Origin of the sequence: Sphingopyxis sp. (assembly GCF_965227415.1) — a bacterium.
Classification (GTDB): domain Bacteria; phylum Pseudomonadota; class Alphaproteobacteria; order Sphingomonadales; family Sphingomonadaceae; genus Sphingopyxis.
In genome coordinates, this window is sequence record NZ_OZ245749.1 from 2864404 (window position 1) to 2882992 (window position 18589).

At 64.7% G+C, this 18589-nt stretch carries 21 protein-coding genes; 11 read left to right on the forward strand and 10 right to left on the reverse strand.

What is annotated here, in order from left to right:
* Positions 1–78: 78 nt before the first annotated feature.
* Positions 79–2040 (reverse strand): alkyl/aryl-sulfatase, encoded by a 1962-nt coding sequence (locus ACO055_RS14090; RefSeq protein WP_422059504.1) that lies wholly within the window; start codon positions 2038–2040, stop codon positions 79–81.
* Positions 2041–2105: 65 nt separating this feature from the next.
* Here ACO055_RS14090 and ACO055_RS14095 point away from each other — a divergent pair, with 65 nt between their 5' ends.
* On the forward strand, positions 2106–2591 hold the full coding sequence (locus tag ACO055_RS14095; protein ID WP_422059505.1) for an NAD(P)H-dependent oxidoreductase: 486 nt from the start codon (positions 2106–2108) through the stop codon (positions 2589–2591).
* A 194-nt stretch (positions 2592–2785) separates the two neighbouring features.
* Here ACO055_RS14095 and ACO055_RS14100 read toward each other — a convergent pair whose 3' ends face one another.
* Positions 2786–3253 (reverse strand): hypothetical protein, encoded by a 468-nt coding sequence (locus ACO055_RS14100; protein ID WP_422059506.1) that lies wholly within the window; start codon positions 3251–3253, stop codon positions 2786–2788.
* A 19-nt stretch (positions 3254–3272) separates the two neighbouring features.
* Between ACO055_RS14100 and ACO055_RS14105 the strand changes: the two genes are divergently transcribed.
* The gene (locus ACO055_RS14105; RefSeq protein WP_422059507.1) at positions 3273–3593 is read left to right on the forward strand and encodes a hypothetical protein; all 321 of its coding nucleotides are present in this window, start codon (positions 3273–3275) and stop codon (positions 3591–3593) included.
* A gap of 400 nt (positions 3594–3993) precedes the next feature.
* On the opposite strand, the gene glpX is transcribed toward ACO055_RS14105, so the two are convergent.
* The gene (gene glpX / locus ACO055_RS14110) at positions 3994–4968 is read right to left on the reverse strand and encodes a class II fructose-bisphosphatase (RefSeq protein ID WP_422059508.1); all 975 of its coding nucleotides are present in this window, start codon (positions 4966–4968) and stop codon (positions 3994–3996) included.
* A gap of 132 nt (positions 4969–5100) precedes the next feature.
* Here glpX and ACO055_RS14115 point away from each other — a divergent pair, with 132 nt between their 5' ends.
* Positions 5101–5505 carry a hypothetical protein gene (locus tag ACO055_RS14115; RefSeq protein ID WP_422059509.1) on the forward strand — a complete coding sequence of 135 codons (405 nt, stop codon included), beginning with the start codon at positions 5101–5103 and terminating at the stop codon, positions 5503–5505.
* On the opposite strand, the gene ACO055_RS14120 is transcribed toward ACO055_RS14115, so the two are convergent.
* The 3 genes from ACO055_RS14120 to ACO055_RS14130 all read right to left on the reverse strand — a co-directional run bounded on the left by ACO055_RS14120 (position 5502) and on the right by ACO055_RS14130 (position 8769).
* Entirely contained in the window at positions 5502–6335 is an 834-nt protein-coding gene (locus tag ACO055_RS14120; protein ID WP_422059510.1) for a hypothetical protein, read from the reverse strand. The genes ACO055_RS14115 and ACO055_RS14120 overlap by 4 nt on opposite strands.
* Before the next feature lie 55 nt (positions 6336–6390).
* Positions 6391–7722 carry a homoserine dehydrogenase gene (locus ACO055_RS14125; RefSeq protein WP_422059511.1) on the reverse strand — a complete coding sequence of 444 codons (1332 nt, stop codon included), beginning with the start codon at positions 7720–7722 and terminating at the stop codon, positions 6391–6393.
* Between the two features lie 162 nt (positions 7723–7884).
* Entirely contained in the window at positions 7885–8769 is an 885-nt protein-coding gene (locus ACO055_RS14130) for a hypothetical protein (protein ID WP_422059512.1), read from the reverse strand.
* Positions 8770–9037: 268 nt separating this feature from the next.
* On the opposite strand from ACO055_RS14130, the gene ACO055_RS14135 reads away from it, so the two are divergent.
* The 4 genes from ACO055_RS14135 to ACO055_RS14150 all read left to right on the forward strand — a co-directional run bounded on the left by ACO055_RS14135 (position 9038) and on the right by ACO055_RS14150 (position 11676).
* A complete protein-coding gene (locus ACO055_RS14135) occupies positions 9038–9691 on the forward strand; it encodes an energy transducer TonB (protein WP_422059513.1) in 654 nt (217 codons plus the stop codon).
* A 68-nt stretch (positions 9692–9759) separates the two neighbouring features.
* Entirely contained in the window at positions 9760–10575 is an 816-nt protein-coding gene (locus tag ACO055_RS14140; protein ID WP_422059514.1) for a MotA/TolQ/ExbB proton channel family protein, read from the forward strand.
* Between the two features lie 121 nt (positions 10576–10696).
* Entirely contained in the window at positions 10697–11215 is a 519-nt protein-coding gene (locus ACO055_RS14145) for an ExbD/TolR family protein (protein WP_422059515.1), read from the forward strand.
* 35 nt (positions 11216–11250) lie between these two features.
* Positions 11251–11676, forward strand: coding sequence for an ExbD/TolR family protein (locus ACO055_RS14150; RefSeq protein ID WP_422059516.1), 426 nt, complete (start codon positions 11251–11253; stop codon positions 11674–11676).
* A 117-nt stretch (positions 11677–11793) separates the two neighbouring features.
* On the opposite strand, the gene ACO055_RS14155 is transcribed toward ACO055_RS14150, so the two are convergent.
* On the reverse strand, positions 11794–12333 hold the full coding sequence (locus ACO055_RS14155; RefSeq protein ID WP_422059517.1) for a phosphatase PAP2 family protein: 540 nt from the start codon (positions 12331–12333) through the stop codon (positions 11794–11796).
* Between the two features lie 24 nt (positions 12334–12357).
* Positions 12358–13149 carry a hypothetical protein gene (locus tag ACO055_RS14160; RefSeq protein ID WP_422059518.1) on the reverse strand — a complete coding sequence of 264 codons (792 nt, stop codon included), beginning with the start codon at positions 13147–13149 and terminating at the stop codon, positions 12358–12360.
* Between the two features lie 127 nt (positions 13150–13276).
* On the opposite strand from ACO055_RS14160, the gene ACO055_RS14165 reads away from it, so the two are divergent.
* Positions 13277–13810 (forward strand): helix-turn-helix transcriptional regulator, encoded by a 534-nt coding sequence (locus ACO055_RS14165; RefSeq protein ID WP_422059519.1) that lies wholly within the window; start codon positions 13277–13279, stop codon positions 13808–13810.
* A 122-nt stretch (positions 13811–13932) separates the two neighbouring features.
* A complete protein-coding gene (locus ACO055_RS14170) occupies positions 13933–14505 on the forward strand; it encodes a superoxide dismutase family protein (protein ID WP_422059520.1) in 573 nt (190 codons plus the stop codon).
* A 16-nt stretch (positions 14506–14521) separates the two neighbouring features.
* Here the strand turns inward: ACO055_RS14170 and ACO055_RS14175 are convergent, their stop codons facing one another.
* Entirely contained in the window at positions 14522–16114 is a 1593-nt protein-coding gene (locus ACO055_RS14175) for a spinster family MFS transporter (protein WP_422059521.1), read from the reverse strand.
* A gap of 108 nt (positions 16115–16222) precedes the next feature.
* On the opposite strand from ACO055_RS14175, the gene ACO055_RS14180 reads away from it, so the two are divergent.
* On the forward strand, positions 16223–16702 hold the full coding sequence (locus tag ACO055_RS14180) for a low molecular weight protein-tyrosine-phosphatase (RefSeq protein WP_422059522.1): 480 nt from the start codon (positions 16223–16225) through the stop codon (positions 16700–16702).
* Here ACO055_RS14180 and thpR read toward each other — a convergent pair.
* Positions 16618–17259 carry an RNA 2',3'-cyclic phosphodiesterase gene (thpR, locus tag ACO055_RS14185; protein ID WP_422059523.1) on the reverse strand — a complete coding sequence of 214 codons (642 nt, stop codon included), beginning with the start codon at positions 17257–17259 and terminating at the stop codon, positions 16618–16620. The genes ACO055_RS14180 and thpR overlap by 85 nt on opposite strands.
* Before the next feature lie 141 nt (positions 17260–17400).
* On the opposite strand from thpR, the gene ACO055_RS14190 reads away from it, so the two are divergent.
* On the forward strand, positions 17401–18132 hold the full coding sequence (locus tag ACO055_RS14190) for a Bax inhibitor-1/YccA family protein (protein ID WP_422059524.1): 732 nt from the start codon (positions 17401–17403) through the stop codon (positions 18130–18132).
* Positions 18133–18589 lie beyond the last annotated feature (457 nt).

Sequence of the window (18589 nt, forward strand, 5' to 3'; positions counted from 1 at the left end):
AACCCATATATATTTCCGTTCGTGTCTCGACTTCGCCCGACACGAACGGCCTTCATATCGATTCGAGATCATGGGCTGCTAGGGTACGACAACATTGAAGCGCGGGTCTTGCGGCGGGTGCAGCGCGAACCAGCTCAGGAACGCCAGCTTGTCGCCGTCGATCTTGATCGCGCCTGACTGCATCAACGCGGGAAACTGCGCCTGCCCCAGCATCACATCGTCCAGCGTCTTGCGGTCGATGGCGATCGTCGCGGTCGGCGCCGCGTCGGTCACGCCATAGCGCGGGAATTCGACCCCGCCGCCGACGACCACCGCGACCGCTTCCCTGCTGTCGGGCAGGATGAACTGGAAGGTGCCTTTCAGAGCGCCTCCCTTGGCCCCGTCGAAACGCGTCGCGAGCGCGTCGAAAAAGACCGCGGTCGGGATTGCGCTGACGAACGACCGGCTCTGTCCGTTGCCCGACGTGCTTTCGACCGCCTTGCCGCGCAGGCTGGCGGCAGCGGCAAGATAATAGTTCCGCCACGCCCCCGATTCGGACTGATAGCCCATCTGGTCATAGGCCGACGCGAGCGCTGCCCGCGCCTCCGCATTGCCCGGCTGCGCAAAGACGAGCTTGTTCAAAAGCTCGGCCGCCCAGCGATAATCGCCCGCCTTCAACGCGTCGCGTCCGGCGGCGAGCATCTTGTCGGCACCGCCCATCAGCGCGACATATTTGGCCGCCGACGCCTCGGGCGGCAGCGGGTTGAAATTCGCCGGATTGCCGTCCCACCAGCCGAAATAGCGCTGGTACACCGCCTTCATGTCGTGGTTCAGCGTCCCGTAGTAGCCGCGCGTCGCGAAATCCTTTGCCTGCACTGGCGCTTCGGCCGTCTGGTCGGCCAGCTCGTGCAGCGTGGCGCCCTTGTTCGCCAGGAACAGGGTCCGGTCGTGGACATAGCGGTACGCGTCGCGCTGGTTTGCCAGCAGGTCGCCGACCTCGCCCGTTCCCCAGGTCGGCCAATGGTGCGACGCCATCGCTACCTCGGCCTTGCCGCCCCATTTTAGCAGCATCGCGTCGATGACCTTCGACCAGTGCAACGCATCGCGCACCTGCGCCCCGCGCAGGGTCAGCACATTGTGCAGCGTATGCGTCACCACCTCGGTGGTGTGCAGCGCCTTATAGGCGGGGATATAAAAGACGAACTCCGACGGCGCCTCGGTACTGCCGGCGTCGAGGAACTCGAAGACGATCCCGTCGATCGTCAGCGTCCCGCCCTTGTCCGACACTGTCTCGGTCGGCTCCATATAGCCGATCGTCCCTGTCGACAGCTTCGGTCCCAATCCCGTGTCGACCTGTCCCCGTTCGCCCGGCGGCAGGATCGACCCGAACATATACAGCGCGCGCCGCCCCATCGCGGTCCCCGCAAGGACATTCTCCGACGTCGCTTCTTCCGAAAAGCCGTGCGGCGCGATGATCCGGACCTTGCCCGCCTTCACCTGCTCGGGGGTGACGATCCCGCCGACCCCGCCGAAATGGTCGCTGTGGCTGTGGCTGAAAATCACCGCCTTGATCGATAGCGGCTTCTCCTTCGCTGCGACCGTGTCGGCAAACAGCTTCCACCCCGCCGCCGCGGCTTCCTCCGACAGCAGGGGATCGACGACGATCCACCCCGACTTGCCGCGGATGATCGTCATGACCGAGATGTCATAGCCGCGGATCTGCCAGATCTTGCCCGGTACCACTTCGAACAGCCCGTGCACCGCATCGAGCCGCGCCTGCCGCCACAGCGACGGGTTAACCGTGTCGGGCGCCTGCGCCTGGCTCAGAAATGCGTAAGGTCGCCGGTCCCACACCGTCTTGCCATTTTTGTCGAGGATCACCCCGTCCGGAATTTCGGCAAGCTTGCCGCGCATCACATTGGCCTCGTCGCGCGGATCGTCCAGCGGCAGGCGTTTGGCGAGTTCGGCCTGCGCCGTGCGTGTCGCTTCGCTCGCGTCGTCCTGCGCTACGGCGGCAAACGGCAGGCAGCTCGCCAGCAGCACGGCGGTCAATCGGCGCATCTCTTTTCTCCCCCTGCTTTGGGGACAGCTTGCGCTGCGGTCCGGCGCTTGGCAAGCATCGGCGCATGACCGACGCGCCGCACCTCCTGATCGTCTGGCACAGCCGCACCGGCGGCAGCGAAGCGCTCGCGCGCGCCGCGGCGGAGGGGGCGGGGACGGCCAGGCTCGCCGCTGCCGCCGATGTGACGCCCCAGCTGCTGCAAGCCGCCGCCGGCTATCTGTTCGTCGCCCCGGAAAATCTCGCCGCGCTCTCGGGCGCGATGAAGGAGATGTTCGACATTTGCTATTATCCGTGCCTCGGCCGGATCGAAGGCCGCCCCTATGCGACGATCGTCTGCGCCGGCTCGGATGGCGAAAATGCCCAACGCCAGCTCGACCGCATCGCAACCGGATGGCGGCTGCGGCGCGTCGCCGACCCGATGATCGTCAACACCGCCGCGCAAACGCCCCAGGCGATCCTTGCCCCCAAAACCATCGCCGCCGACCGCCTCGCCGCCGCGCACGATCTGGGTGCCGCGCTCGCGGAGGGGCTGGCGTCGGGAATATTCTGAGCCGCGTTCCACGACCGATCCTAACCGTATTATCGATATAATACAGTGAAGGCGCGACGCGGGTCAAGCGGCGCGCGTCCGGTTTGGGGTGGATTGCGGTCGGTCACCTTGCAGTCGTTCCGACCTCAAAACAGCCGTTGCTGAATCAACCTCCACCCTAATCGCATTTGGATGTCGATGAGTTGTCCCTCCCCTTAGAGAATTTCGATATCCTCGTCATCATGCACAACGATCGCGGTTCGACACCTGTACTCTCCCTTATCCAACCCCTGCCATGCATTACGGACCCATACTCTAAGCAACGCTTTATCCACGTCATCAGTCGGCTGTTCGAGAGCGATCATACGATCCCGTCCTTCACCTTCCCAGACATAGAACCGATCGCGTTCGTCGGTTGAAATCAGCGGCGGCATGGTTCTCAAAAGGTCGTTGCTGTGGGCCACGCCATCGACATCCCGGATTTGCATTCCGTCAGGCCCAAAGGCGTGGACCAAGATGGGAGGCTGTTCGGTCAGCCCATCGTCGGGAAAAATCGCTATTTCGATTTGACATTTCATCGACGGCGGTTCGCGCAAAAGCGGCATAAGGGCGGTTCGAAGGTCGTCGCTCCGGGATTGAAGACGCTCTCGTAAAAAGGCCGTGTAATGTTCCTTTAGCGACATAAGATACTTCCTTCGGCAATTGTTCAAGTGGATCAGGCAGAGGATACTTGGCGCCCAGCTTGAACTTTGGGAAAGTGAAGTGATGCAACCTATTTTAGATAAAATTGCCGATACGCTGGCGGATGGTTCACTAAACTATGGCGTATTCTTACAGTTTTTCGAGTTGAAATTAGATTGTGCTGGCACTTCAAGCAACCTCATCGAAAAAGCCTTTGGGAGCGGTGCCATAGTTGGCGGCATCCAAGAAGTAGAACCCTTTGCTGTCTGGCCCGAAATCCAACAGTGCATATTCTTTGATCAAGGCCCCCGACTGGTGGCGCCGGTCCCGCTCAATCGGTAATCGCTTCATCCGAGCTTGCATGGCTGGCGAGTTCGCTGCGTAAGCGGGTTGATGAGCTGGCCGGAGCAGCGACCAAAATCGAGTCGTTTTGGTTGCGAGATGGTCATCCCGCATATCCAGTATTTTGGGACTTTGCATGTCTGTTTCAAGCCGAGGCTAGCGCCACCATGCTAATTGGGTCGGCTCAAATTAAGTCGTTGGGGTCATTCCCGTCAGTGTCGGCTTTAGGGCACGTTGCGGTGCTGATAAACGACGGGCTTCGGTCGATACCAGTCATGGCATCCCGATATGGAGGGAACAATGGGAACAGGGGGAAGCGGACGATTCCCACTCCCGTCATCCCGGACCCGGCCGGGGCCGACTGCAGCACCGTCGTCATAGACCTCGGAAGATGCCCCGATCAGTGCGTCCGATGCTCGCCCTTGACCCAGCGGACCGTCCCAGACGAGGCGCGCATCACCACCGTCTCGGTGGTCATCACGCCGTCACGGCGATGCTTGACGCCGCGCAGCAGCGATCCGTCGGTGACGCCGGTCGCCGCGAAGATCACATCGCCCTTGGCCAGGTCTTCGAGGTCATAGACGCGGTCGAGATCTTCGACGCCCCATTTGGCGGCGCGGCGGCGTTCGTCGTCGTTGCGGAACAGCAGGCGGCCCTTGAACTGGCCGCCGACGCAGCGCAGCGCCGCCGCGGCCAGCACGCCTTCGGGCGCGCCGCCGCTGCCCATATAGATGTCGATATTGGTCTCGGGATTCGTCGTGGCGATCACCCCCGCGACGTCGCCGTCGGGGATCAACGCGACGCCGCAGCCCAGCGCGCGCAGCTCGGCGATCATCGCCTCGTGACGCGGGCGGTCGAGCACGCAGACCATGATGTCCTTGGGGCCGCAGCCTTTTTCGCGTGCCACCGCTTCGACATTCTCGCGGATGCTGTTGTCGAAATTGACGATGTTCGGTGAATATCCGGCGCCGACCGCAAGCTTGTCCATATAGACGTCGGGGGCGTTGAGCAGGCATCCCTCTTCGGCGATGGCGAGCACGGCGAGCGCGTTGGGGCCGGCCTTGGCGGTGATTGTCGTGCCTTCCAGCGGGTCGACCGCGATGTCGATCTTGGGCCCCTTGCCCGGCGCATTGCCGACCTTTTCGCCGATATAGAGCATCGGCGCTTCGTCGCGTTCGCCTTCGCCGATGACGATGGTGCCGTCCATATACAGCGTGTTGAACGCGGTGCGCATCGCTTCGACGGCGGCGGCATCGGCGGCCTTTTCGTCGCCGCGCCCGATCAGCTTGGCGGCGGCGATTGCCGCGGCTTCGGTGACCCGCACCATTTCGAGCACGAGCACCCGGTCGAGATTGCTGCCGCTGCTATTCGTCATCGCCCTGACTCTCCGTCTTTACTTGTTCCGCTCATGCGGCATTGTGGGCGCCATATGGTCGCCCGCGCCGCTTGTCGAGAATACATCGCCCGATTCGGGGCTGCTTTTGTGGGATTTTGGGTCATTGCTATGATGATCTCTCCTGCCGCGGGACAGATGATCGGCCCGCCGACGCCCAGGCCGGCAAAGTCGGCCGCCGACACCGCCGTCGAAAATGCCAGGGACATGACCGACCCCGTCCGGCGCTGCAAGCCCGCCGAGGACGGGTCGATCACCGTGTGCGGCAGCGACACCGAGCGCCACCGACTGACGCCCGAATTGCGTGCGATCGCGCGCGAGGGGCGCGAAGCGCCGCCGAAACTGCCGCGCGCCGAGGCCAAGGCGATGAGCCTCGACAAGCTGCCGTATAATTGGATGTCGATCGGCGGCCGCTATGCCCCCGGCCCCGCCTATAATCCGCTCTATGAAATGGCGAAGCGTGCGACCGATCCCGACAAGGGCGAACCGCCGCCGCCACCCGCCGAAACGCCGCCTTAAGCGAACACCGCCGAGGCGGCGCGCGGACGCGACGCGCGCAGAAAGCCCGCCGCGAACAATATCTGGCCGAGGAAATAGGCCGCGAAGAGCAGCACCCACGCAAAGCTCATCGCCGTTTCGAGGATCGAACCCGGCGCCTGCGCATTGTTCCAGATGACCATGCCGTGCAGCAGGACGAGCCCGCCGAACGCCGCGCCGACGACCAATCCATAGGCGAAGTAGAAGGCCAGGAGTCTTCCCTGCGCTTCGCGGGTCAGCCGCCATGATTCGGCAAAGGCCGAAAAGGGTTCGAGCTTGCCCGACGCGCCCATGATCGCGCCGGTCAGGCAGAGCCGCGCGCCGATCCATGTGCCGAGCAGCGACAGGATCAGGCGATAGACCGCGCTGATCGCGCCGCCGCCGATGCTGTTCCATTCGGACAGGCCGATGGTCGCCGCGATCGGCAGCACGGCGAGCAGCCCGGTGCCCAGATAGACGACGACATTGGCGACCAGAAAGGCGGCGCCCGCGACCATCCCGTACATGATTTCGGACACATAGCCTTCGCGGATTTCGGCGAGGATCGCGTTCCACGCGGCGAGCATCGCGCCCGCAACGATCACCGACACGATGCCGAGCAGATAGAGCGGCCCCGCGATCGAGCCGCTGACATAGGCGCTGTACGGAGAGGCGATCATCGACATCACGGTGCGCAGGTTGAAGATCGGCTCGCTCGACAGCAGCAGATAGGGAACGACGACCCCCAATAGGGCATAGATCGCCAGCGCGCCCTTGTGCTCGCCGGCCAGCGCCCGCGCTTCGGCGAGCCCGCTTCGAATATCGATGTCCATGATGCCCCCTCGTTCCCCGACGAGGGGTATCAAAGGCGGCGTCTATTTCAAGCCGTTACAGCGCGAGGATCGGCATGTGCATCGGGGTGCCGACGACATGGTCCGACGCGGCCAGGCGATCGAGCGCGGCATGGATCGCGCTGGCCGGACCGTCGTGGGTGACGAGCGCGATGACGACGCCGTCGTCGATGTCGGTGCCGCGCTGGATGAAGCTTTCGATCGAGACACCGGCGTCGCGCATCGCGGTCGCGATTTCGGCGAGCACGCCGATCCGGTCCTCGACGATCAGGCGGACATAATGTTTGCCGACCCGCGCCCCGGCATCGGCGACGGGCGCGGCGTCGAGCATGTCGACCGGCATGGCAAAGGCCGGACCATATTCGTCGCGCGCGATGTCGATGATGTCGGCGACGATCGCCGACGCCGTCGGCCCCGCGCCCGCGCCTGCGCCCTCGAAGAACAGCCGTCCGACGAAATTGCCCTCGGCGACGACTGCGTTGAGCGCGCCGGGGACATAGGCAAGCGGATGGTCGGCGGGCACCAGGCACGGCTGCACATGCTGGTACAGCGCGCCATTGGCCAGCGCGCCGTCGCGCTCGGCCATGCCGATCAGCCGCACGCGGTGGCCCAGCGCCTCGGCCTCGCGGATGTCGGCGGCGATCAGGTTGCGGATGCCTTTCGCGGTCACCGCATCGATGTCGAGCCGCGTCCCGAAACAGAGCGCGGCGAGGATCGAAAGCTTGTGCGCCGCATCGATTCCGTCGACGTCGAACGTCGGGTCGGCCTCGGCATAGCCCTCGGCCTGCGCCGCAGCCAGTGCGTCGGCGAAGCTCGCGCCGTTCCGCTCCATCTGCGTCAGGATATAATTGCAGGTGCCGTTGAGGATGCCATAGACGCGCGCGATCTGGTTCGCCGAAGCGCCTTCGCGGATCGCCTTGATCACCGGAATGCCGCCCGCGACCGCGGCTTCATATTTCAGCGGCGTGTCGGTCGCTTCGGCGAGCCGCGCGAGGTCGATCCCGTGATGCGCGATCATCGCCTTGTTCGCGGTGACGAGCGCCTTGCCCGCGCCCAGCGTGTGGCGCGCCAGCGTCAGCGCCGATCCGTCGGCGCCGCCGATCATCTCGACGACGACATCGACATCGGCCGCCGCGACGAGCGCGTCCATATCGTCTTCCCAGCGATAGCGGGCGAGGTCGATGCCGCGGTCCTTGTGCCGGTCGCGCGCCGATACCGCGACGATCTCGATCGCCCGCCCCGCGCGCCGTGCGATCAGGTCGTGATTCGCCTCGAGCAGTCGCACGACGCCGCCGCCGACGACGCCGATGCCCGCGAGCGCGACGCGCAGCGGTGGGCGAGGGGCGGCAGGGGCGGGAGACGGCGACATCGAGGCACTCCTATTATCAGGCGCGCATCGACGCCGCCATCACGAGCGCCCCTATCGGCTTTCCGATGCGAAACAAGGAATTTCACGCGAAGGCGTGACGGCGCGAAGAGGATATTTGGGGCCGGAAAGCCCTCTCGTTCCTTCGACGCCGCGACTGGTCGCTCAGCTCCCCGCCGGCGGCGTCCGTGTGCGGGTGCATTCGCCGAGCGCGCCCAGCACGACGCCATAGTCCGACACCGCCTTTTTGCGGTCCTCGGGTGCGGTGCCGCCCAGCTTGGCGAGCGGCAGCGCGCGCGGCAGGCCGCAGGCGAGGCGATACCACGCCAGCGTATCGCGCGCCGGCACCGCGGCCGATCCGTCGACGATCTCGCCGAAGGCCGCGGCCCAGCGGCGCGATCCGTCGGCGGCGGTGAGGATGGTCAGCGACACCGGCTCGCCGGTTCGGGTGTCGAGGAACAATTGCGTCTCGCCCTCGCCGGGCAGCGTGCCTGGAACGTGGAAGCCATTGGCGACCCCGGTGATCGCCGGGGGCGCACCGGGTTTGACGGTTTCGGTCAGGATCGCGCGCAGCTTCGCCTCGGTCGCGGGGTCCCATGGCAATTGCGCGTCGGGCGAGACGAGCCGCACGCTCGCCGTGCTGTTCGTGCCCGCGGCGGAGCCCGCGACGGGGCGGGCGAAGATCAGGATCGGCTGCTTCTTTTTCAGCTTTGGCGGCTTGCCCTTTGCGTCGAGCGGCAGGTCGACAAGATAGGAGACGCGGGCCGCCAGCGGGCCGCTGCCGCGAATCAGCCCGACGACGTCGGCCTCGACATAGAGTCGCGCCTGTCCTGCCTTCAGGCCGGGCGCCTGCTCTGGTTTCAGCGCGACGGCCTTATATATTCTGCCATGAATCGCCATCGGCGCGATTGTCGCCAGATCGGCGATATCGGCATAGCTATACGGCGAAGCCGCTGTCACCGGTGTCTGCGCCTGCATTGCAGAAACACTGGAAAAACCGTAGCTTAGCGTGACTAGGCCGACGGCCAGAGCCGGCAGGAGCGCGCGCATGATCGAACCACCTTCCATCGTTCAAAGCGCCCGAAAGGCGCCAATTCCCCATCATGGGGAAGCGGACATTAACCGCTGATAAAGGGTTTGCGAACTTGCCGCCACCGCGATAGGACGATGGGCGACGCGTCTGGCAAGAACATAATAATGCTGGTCGCAACGCCGCCGGGTCTGTGGAACGCATCGGAAATCATCCGGGCATTTGGCAACCGAACCCGTCGGTGCGGAATTGGTGTCAGGATGATCTAGCAAGGAGCGTCGTCCCTGAATGGCTTATGGTGATAATGTCGACCCTAAAAACAGGGTAGTGGCAGTTGTCTTGGTGGGCTTGCTGACGGCAGTGCTGGGCTATGGCCTGGTAAACGGCCTGAATATCAGCATCGTCAAGAAACTAGCCGAGAAATTGGACGTGGTGGACGTTGAAGAGCCGCCGCCGCCGGAGGAGCCCCCGCCGCCGCCGCCGCCGGATAACAAGCTGCCACCGCCGCCGCCGGTCGTGACCCCCCCGTCGCCGATCCCGCCGCCGGTGAGCACGAACACGATGCAGTCGGTGCAAGAAGCGCCGCCGCGTCCGCCGGCTCCGGTGTATGTGCCTCCGGCGCCCCCCGCGCCGCCGGCACAGGATCTCAGCGCCGCCGGTACGCCAAAGGGCAATCCGGGCCGCTGGGCGACCAACGACGACTATCCGGCCCGTGCCATGCGCGAAGAGCGTGAAGGTACGACCGGTTTCCGCGTCAGCTATGGCGCCGATGGTCGTATCACATCGTGCGACGTGACGTCGTCGAGCGGCCACGCCGATCTCGATGCCGAAACCTGCAAGCTCATCCAGCGCCGAGGCCGGTTCAATCCGGGCAAGGATCGTGCGGGCAACCCCACGGGTGGTTCGTACAGCAACCGTATCCGCTGGCAGATCCCGCGCTAAGGCGCCGGGGTCTCCAACGGACCATACCAGTTTTTTGATCTTTCGTTTTCTGAGAGGGAATAACCGAAATGTTTAATCTGATTGCAAATGCCGCCGCTGCGGCGCCGGCAGCCGCTCACGAGGCCGGTCTCAGCCTGATGCCCGCGTCGATGTGCGTGAAGGAAGAAGGCACGAACCCTTACGGCCTCGTCCCCGCGCTTTGCGAAGGCGGCATCGTGTCGCAGGTCACCTTCCTCGTCCTGCTGATCATGTTCATCGGCACGCTCTACATCCTGTTCACCAAGCTGTTCGAACAGAATAAGGTGATCAACCAGGGCAAGGCAGTCGACGCCAATTTCTGGCGCGCCCCGACCCTCGCCGACGGCATGTCGAAGCTCGAGAAGAACAGCGCCTATCGTCAGGTCGTTGAAGACGGTCTGCGCGCCAACGAAGAGCACACCAAGCTGACCGACCCCGTCGAGGCCCATGACTGGATGCACGGCACGCTCGAGCGTTCGCAGAACCACATCAACTCGAAGCTGAACTCGGGCCTCGCCTTCCTCGCGACGGTGGGTTCGACTGCTCCGTTCGTGGGTCTGTTCGGTACCGTTATCGGTATTCTTCGCGCCCTCGTGAAGATCGGTGCATCGGGCCAGGCCTCGATCGACACCGTCGCCGGTCCGGTCGGTGAAGCGCTGATCATGACCGCGATCGGTCTGATCGTGGCGGTTCCCGCGGTGCTCGCGTTCAACTGGCTCCAGAGCCGCAACAAGTCGATCGCGCGCCGTCTGTCGACCTTCTCGAACGACGTTCTCGGTTCGATCATGTCGGGTGGCCAGGTGAAGCCGGTTTCGGCAGCTCCGGCCAAGGCTGCCGCTCCGGCTGCCGCGCCGAAGAAGGCCTAAAGTCTGCGGGCTTCGCGGCATCGCCGGTGGCGATGGTGCGGGGCCGCTGGGCGGGACGGGGCGCTGTTCAGGCGTTCCGTCCCGGTCCATGACAGTAATTTTGTGACAGGATGCTAATCCTATGGCGATGAGTGCAGGCGCAAAGGGCGAAGATGCCCCTATGTCCGACATCAACACGACGCCACTCGTGGATATCATGCTCGTGCTGCTCATCATCTTCCTCATCACGGTTCCCGTGGTGCTGAAGACGGTGACGCTCAAGCTGCCCGACGTGGTTTTCGAGCCGACGACGACGAAGCCCGAAAACGTGCTTCTCTCCGTCCGCTCGTCGGATACCGACGGCGATGGCGAGCCCAATCCGGAGAGCACGGGTTGCGAAGTCTATTGGGGCCAGACCCCGGTCGATTCGCGCCAGCTGCTCGAAAAGGGGCAGGCGAAGCTGGAACAGCTTCTCAAAGACATCGGCGGTCCCCAGAATATCACCGAAGAAAACTTCCCCGAAGTGCACATCCGCGGCGACGTCAATACGCCGTACCAGTGCATCGGCGGTGTGATCTATACGATGCAATATGCCGGCTTCCAGAAGATCGGGTTCATTTCCGAACCGGCGGCTGGTTCGGGTACGCTGGGCCGCCTCTAAGGCGTCGGTCCACTTAGGAATGAAGGAATAATCCTATGTCCATGGCCGTTGGCGATCGGGACGACAATGAACCGATGATGGAAATGAACACGACGCCGTTGATCGACGTCATGCTCGTGCTCCTCATCATGTTCATCATCACCCTCCCGGTCCAGACCCACGCGGTGAAGATCGACCTGCCGATTCCGACCGACGCAAAGAACAACGTCGATCCGGAAAAGAACAAGGTGATGATCGACCCCGCCGGGACGATCACCTGGAATGGCACGCCGGTCGATCTGGCGCAGCTTTCCAGCTTTCTGGAACAGACCAAGGCACTGCCGGTCGAACCCGAATTGCAGGTTCAGCCGGATCCTTATGCCCGCTATATCGTCGTCGACCGCGTGATGGCCGTCGTCAAGCGTAGCGGCGTCGGCAAGCTCGGCTTCGTCGGCAACGAACAATATGCACGCGCGTTCTGATCGCTGATCGGAATTCACGTTCAAACGAGAGGGCCGCGGAGAAATCCGCGGCCCTTTCTGCTTTGGGGTTGAGGGTGCGCAGTCGAGGCCTGCCCGACCGCGGGCAGGTCGTACCTGCTAAAAGCGCATCGTGGCGGTCACGCCGCCGCCGTCGGTACTGCCCCAGGGAAAGACCTGGATCCGGTCGGTTGCCTTGCGCGTGATCAGGAATCCCGATGCCTCGCCGATCGCGGCGCCCACGAGCACATCATGGACATGATGCTTCTTCGCCTCGACGCGGCTCAATCCGACGAAGGCGGCGACGAGTTGTGCCGGGAGGCCGACCTTCCAGCCATAGCGGTTCTGGAGCGTTGCTGCGGCCGCGAAGGAGATCGAGGTGTGACCTGACGGAAAGCTTTTCGTGTCGCTCCCGTCGGGGCGCCGCTCGGGGAACACTTCCTTGAGGCCATAGGACAGCCCGCCAGCGACCCCGATGCTGGCCCCGGCCTGCAGTGTACCATCCCAATCGCCCTGCGCCGCAGGAACGCCGAACGCCGCGACGACCAGCGCGTCGCGCGCCAGCGATCCGGCATGGTCCCAGTCCTTGTCGCTTGCATGGGCAGGATTCGCGAACAGCAGCATCGCCGCGGTGGCCGTCGTCGTCAGGGACCTATGCATGGCATTCTCCTCTTCCGGGGGAGGTCAACTCGAAATGACGGTCGCGGTGGGGCGTGCCGGCCGCGACCCGACCCTTTTGGCACCCTGTGGCAAGGCGAGGATCAGCGTCGTGATGACGAGGCCCAGGACCAGCGACGCGCCGGCGCGGCTCAGTTCGAGCCCTCCGTGCGCAACGGGCTTGTCGAGGAAGTCGCCGATCACGGCGCCGAGCGGGCGGGTCAGAATGAAGGCGGCCCAGAACAATCCGACGCGGCTGATCGAAGACCGGTAATGGGCCAGCGCGAGGAGCGCGAGCAGCACGCCGAACATCACCGCCGCACCTGGATAGCCGAGCGGCCCGTCGGCGACCCAGTCGCCCAGCGCGGTGCCGAGCGTCTGCGAAAAGGTGATGGTCAGCCAATAATGAAGCTCGGCCTTCGGTTCGTGCACCGAATCGACCGATATGCTGCCGAGCGCCCGGTGCCAGATCCCTAGCGATGCCAGCACCGCCCCCAACAGCAGCAGCGATCCGCCCGGATATCCGATGCCCAGCGATCGCGTCGCAAAATCCGCCATCGTCGTGCCGGCCGTCGTCGAGGCGATGATCGTTGCCCAATAGAGAAAGGGGTGGAAACGCCTCGCCCGGATCTGAAAGGCGACGAGGACCGCGAGCAGCACGCCGAAAATAGCCGTGCCGATCAGATAGCCGAGGTTCATCGACATGCTGACCGTGTCGCCCGCGGTCTCGCCAAACGTCGTCGCCAATATCTTGATGGCCCAGAAACCCATCGTCACCGCGGGTACTTTGGTCATCAAGGCTTTCGGATCGTCCGTCATTGGTGCCACGCCTTGCCTTTCGCATGTGGGGAAGAGATTTCCCCCGGTTGGTGTCAGGACGCTAGGCCTGCCGTCAGGCGCGGCCTATAAGCAGGCGCTCAAATCGACCGACGTAAGCGGGAGTGCCATGCCGACCGAGCCCCGATCTTTGGCGCCGCGCCTCAAACCGCCCGCCGCTCGCCGTCTGGTCGGTCCGGCGGCCATCGTCGCGCTCCAGGGCGTCGCGGCGGTCTATTTCCTCATCGACGGTGTCGATGACCTGATCGTCGAGGCACGGCGGGGCTTCAGCATCGGCATGGCGATGGAATGCCTTGTCGCGATCGCGTTGCTCGCCGGCGTGATCATGGGCTCGCGCCATATCCGCCGGATCACGATGGACCTGCGCCGGAACGAGCGCGCGCTGGCCCGCGCCCGCGGCGCACTGGCCGATCATATCGCTTTGCGTTTCGACGAGTGGGACCTGACCCCCGGCGAGAGCGACGTCGCGCTGTTCGCGCTCAAGGGCTGCGACGTCGCCCAAATCGCGCGCTTGCGGGGCGCCGCGCAGGGGACCGTCCGATCGCAACTCAGCCAGGTCTATGCCAAGGCCGGGGTCACGAGCCAGGCCATGCTTGTTTCGCTATTCTTTGAAGACCTTTTGGAGACGGGTCCCGGATCCTGACGCCCAACCGGAGCAATCCTGCTAAAAGCCTTGGAAAGCGGGCCGATCGCAGGCATCGTCGGGCTGGATCGAAAACGGCGCCCGCGACGTTATGAGTCCGACCCAACCGGAGAAACAGATCGATGACCGCCCCTTCGCACCCCCGTTCCCTATTCGCCGCGAGCCTTCTCGCGACCGCAGCGCTGGCGCTCGCCGGTTGTGCCAGCATGGGCAAGGGACCGACCGAGACATTGCCTGCCGCCGATGCGTCGGCGCAGCTTGTCGACGCGCGCGGCGCCGATCGCGGGCGCGCCGATTTCTATCGCGATACCGACGGGCTGCGCATCGAACTCGTCGCGCGCGGCTTTGCCGTCGGCACCTATGGCATGCACGTCCACGCCGTCGGCCGGTGCAATCCGCCCGACTTCGCCAGCGCCGGGCCGCACTGGAATCCGACCGCCGCGCAGCATGGCCGCGACAATCCGATGGGCGCGCATCATGGCGATCTGCCCAATCTGGTGATCACCGACGGCGCGATCGGCCGCGCGACGCTGAAGCTGGTCGGGACGCGGCTGTCGGGCGAAGGCGGGCTGATCGATGCCGACGGCGCCGCGTTCGTGATTCACGCGCAGGCCGACGACCTCAAGACCGATCCCAGCGGCAACAGCGGCGCGCGCGTCGCGTGCGGCGTGATCGAACTGCCGGCAGCGAAATAGGCGAAGCGCAAGTGCGCTAGGCGGGATCGCCCGCCGCGCGCTCGGCAATCGTCGCTTCGGCGTCCGGCACGGCGCGGTAGGCATAGAGCAGCAGGCACAGGGCAATCGGCGCGACACCGATCAGCGACAGGATGCCGGTGCGCAGATCGCCGACCGGCTTTCCGTCGACCATCGTGCCCGCAAGGTCCGAAATCTGTCCGACCATATAGGGGCCGAACGACAGGCCGACGAGCGTGGTGCCGAGGAAGAACGCCGCCGTGGCCGTTCCGCGCATCCGCGGCAGCACCAGATCCTGCGTCGTTGCCGCTGCGGCGCCGAGCGCAGCGGCGCCGAACATGCCGGCGAGGAAATTCATGGCATAGAACAGCGTGCCATTCTCGGTCGTGTAGCCGATCCAGATCGGGATCACCGGCGCGACGACGCCGAAGATGATCATCAGGATGCGCCCCGCCGGATTCCTCGTCCGCAGATGGTCGGCGACCCGCCCGCCGACGATGACGCCGACGAATCCCGCGAGTGCGCCATTCGCGCCCAGGATGAACGCCAGTTCCTGTTTCGGCAGGTGCAGCACCGTTTCGGCATAGGGTGCCGACCAGAAAGCGATCGCATAGGCGGCAAGGCTGACCATCCCATAGCCCAGCGTCGTGCAGATGAATGCCGGGGTTCCCCAGATCAGCCGGAACGTCGCGGGATCGCGCGCGCGCAGCGTGCAGGCCCACGAAAAGACCGCATAATAGCCGAGCCCGACGGCGGTCCACTGCGGGAAATTGCCCGTCAGCTTGATCATCCACCACGCAAAACCGGCGATGGCGACCGCGAAGCCGATGTTGATCGCAAAGGCGGCCGCGCCGCGCTGCGCCGCGCCGACCAGCGTGAAGGGGGGCACGATCGTCGACAGGTCGCGGACGAACTCGCGGAACGGCGTCGGCGAACTCGGGCTCGCGACACCGTCCATGGCGCCGCGAACGGGCTCGCGCAGCGTCGACACCCATAGCGCGACGATCAGGCCGGGAATACCGACGGCCAGAAACGCCGCCTGCCAACCGACCAGCCCCAGCGGGCCGCCGCCCGGAAAGCCCTCGTTCCACGCCTTGACGATCAGCGCGCCGATGAACAGCGAGACGCCGCCGCCCAGGTAAAGCCCCGACGAATAGATGGCGAGCGCCGTGGCGCGTTGCCGCTTCGGGAAATAGTCCGAGATGAGCGAATAGGCGGTCGGACTCGCGGTCGCCTCGCCGACGCCGACACCCATGCGGGCGAAGGACAAAGAGACCTGGTTGCGCGCGAAGCCCGACAGCGCGGTCATCGTCGACCACAGGGCAAGGCCGACCGACAGCAGCTTCACGCGGCTCCAATTATCGGCAAGTCGTCCGAGCGGGATGCCGAACAAGGCATAGAAAACCGCGAAAGCGGCGCCGCCGAGAAAGCCCATGTCGGCGTCGGTCAGGCCGAGGTCGGCCTTGATGTCGACCGCGAGGATGCTGATCACCTGCCGGTCGATGAAGTTGAGAATATAGACGACGACGAGGACCGAAAGGACGTACCAGCTGTAACCGGTGGCTTTCGGCTCGCCCGGAACCGGCGCACCATTGGTGTCGTCTTCGCCCATCTGGCAACCCTCTCCCTGACCCATTATCTGTTATGGATCATGGCTAGCAGAGTCGGACACAGGCGCAAGTTGAAAGTCGGTTCAACTTCGGCGGAACAGAGAGGCGATATGCGCGACGATAGACAGAATGGCCCCGCGATCCTGTTCCTCTGCCTTGGCAATATCTGCCGCTCGCCGTTGGCCGAAGGCGCTGCCCGCGTGGCGTTTGCCGAAGCCGGCATCGGCGCGACGCTCGATTCGGCAGGGACCGGCGACTGGCACGTCGGCCATCCGCCCGACCGCCGCGCGCAAGCCGAGGCGCGCCGCCGCGGCACCGACATTTCGGACTTGCGCGGCCGCCAGCTGCAACGCGACGATTTCTATCGCTTCGACCTTATCCTCGCTGCCGACGCCGCGAACCTGCGCGATGCGCTGGCGCTGCGGCCCGCCGACGCGTCGGCCGACATAAAGCTGATGCTCGACCTGATCCCCCGCCGCCGGGGCGAAAGCCTCGCCGATCCTTATTATGGCGACGACGACGGTTTCGCCGCGACGTGGGACGATGTCAGCGCCGTCGCCGCCGCGCTTGTCGCGTCGGCCAGAGGATAGCGCGCCGCGCTTGTCGCGTCGGCCAGAGGGTAGCGCGCAACGGGGTGATAGCGCGATCCGCCATGCCCCATCTCGCTTTCGTACAGCGTGACATGGCCGAGGATGAAGGGGTCGCTCGCCAGATCGCTGTTCAGCGCCAGAAACGGTGCGACCGGCCCCGCGCTCCGGTTCAGTCGGGCCAGCGTGATATGCGGCAGGAACGCCCGCGTTTCGGGTACCACACCGACGCGCACGAGCAATTGGTCGACCTTGCGGTTCAGCGCCGCGAGCGGCTCCGCCGGCTCGACGCCGGCCCAGACCATATGCGGCTGGCCCCGCCGTTCGAACAGGCTGACCCCGGCGATGCGCGCGGTCACGGCCGGCGCATGAAGGCTGCCGAGCGCGGCGGCGATATCCTCGGCGCGGTGATGGTCGACCTCGCCGATGAAGCGCAAGGTCAGGTGGAGTTGCTCGTCATCCTGCCAGCGTGCGCCCGAAATGCCGTGCATCGCGGCGACCAGCGTCTCGCGAACGGGGCGCGGCGGACGGAGAGCGACGAACAGGCGGTGGGTCGACATGGCGCCGCCAGCATAGGCCTTTCACCGGGCGGTGCCACGGCATATCAAACGGCTCCGTCCGGTTTCGCTTGAAACAAGGCGCGAAAATCCCGATATTGTCGGCATGGCCGGTATCGTCTGGCCGAAGATGGAGTAAAGACAATGGCTAATTGGAACGACCCCAATATGGCGGCGTCCGGCTTTCCTGGCAGCGCGAGCGCGATGGATCAGGCCGTCGACGCGGGCCTGCGGTCGTACATGCTGTCGGTTTACAACTATATGGGTTCGGGCGTGCTGCTCACCGGCATCGTCGCGATGCTCGCCTATAATTCGGGCTTCACCGCCTCGATGGTCGGCAGCCCGCTGATGTGGGTTGTCGCGCTGGCGCCGCTCGCGTTCGTGCTGGTGCTGAGCTTCGGCATCAACAAGCTGTCGACGACCGCCGCGCAGATGCTCTTCTGGGCCTATGCGGCGCTGATGGGCCTGTCGATGTCGACGATCTTCCTCGCCTTCACTGAGACCTCGATCGCGCAGACCTTCTTCGCGACGGCGGCGGCGTTCGTCGGGCTCAGCCTCTATGGCTACACGACCAAGAAGGATCTGTCGGGCTTTGGCACCTTCCTGATCATGGGCCTCGTCGGCCTGCTGGTCGCGATGCTGCTCAACGCCTTCGTGTTCAAGTCGGGGCCGATGGGCCTGGCGATCAGCGCGATCGGCGTTCTGCTGTTCGCGGGCCTCACCGCCTATGACACGCAGAAGATCAAGAGCATGTATTTCTATGTCCGCGGGACCGACTTTGTCGGCAAGTCGGTGGTGATGGGCGCGCTGACGCTCTACCTCGACTTCGTCAACATGTTCACCTTCCTGCTCAATATGCTGGGCAGCCGCGACTAAGCGGTCGGACAAGACGCAAGACAAGGGGGCCCGGCGGAGCGATTCGCCGGGCTCTTTCTTTGGGGGTTGGTCCGAGTTTGTGGAGCGAATGACGGCTAACGACTGAAAGAAGACGTCCCATTTGTCGTCATCCCGGACTTGATCCGGGATCCATGGGCTGCCGTTTCCTTCGACGGCGCGCGAGATGAGAGGTCCGGCCATGGATGCTGAAACAAGTTCAGCATGACGGATGGCTAACGACCCATTGCCGACGATTGTGACGTGTTCCCCGGCGAAGGCCGGGGTCCACAGCGTGCGCACGCAATGCCGGCTCTCGAACGTCCTGGACCCCGGCCTTCGCCGGGGAGCACGCTGGGCCGGGTGACTGTCCACTCACGACCCCAACCGGACGCGCAATCGATCGTCACCCCGGACCCTTCGGCATGCTCGGGACAGGCTTGATCCGGGGTCCCCGACG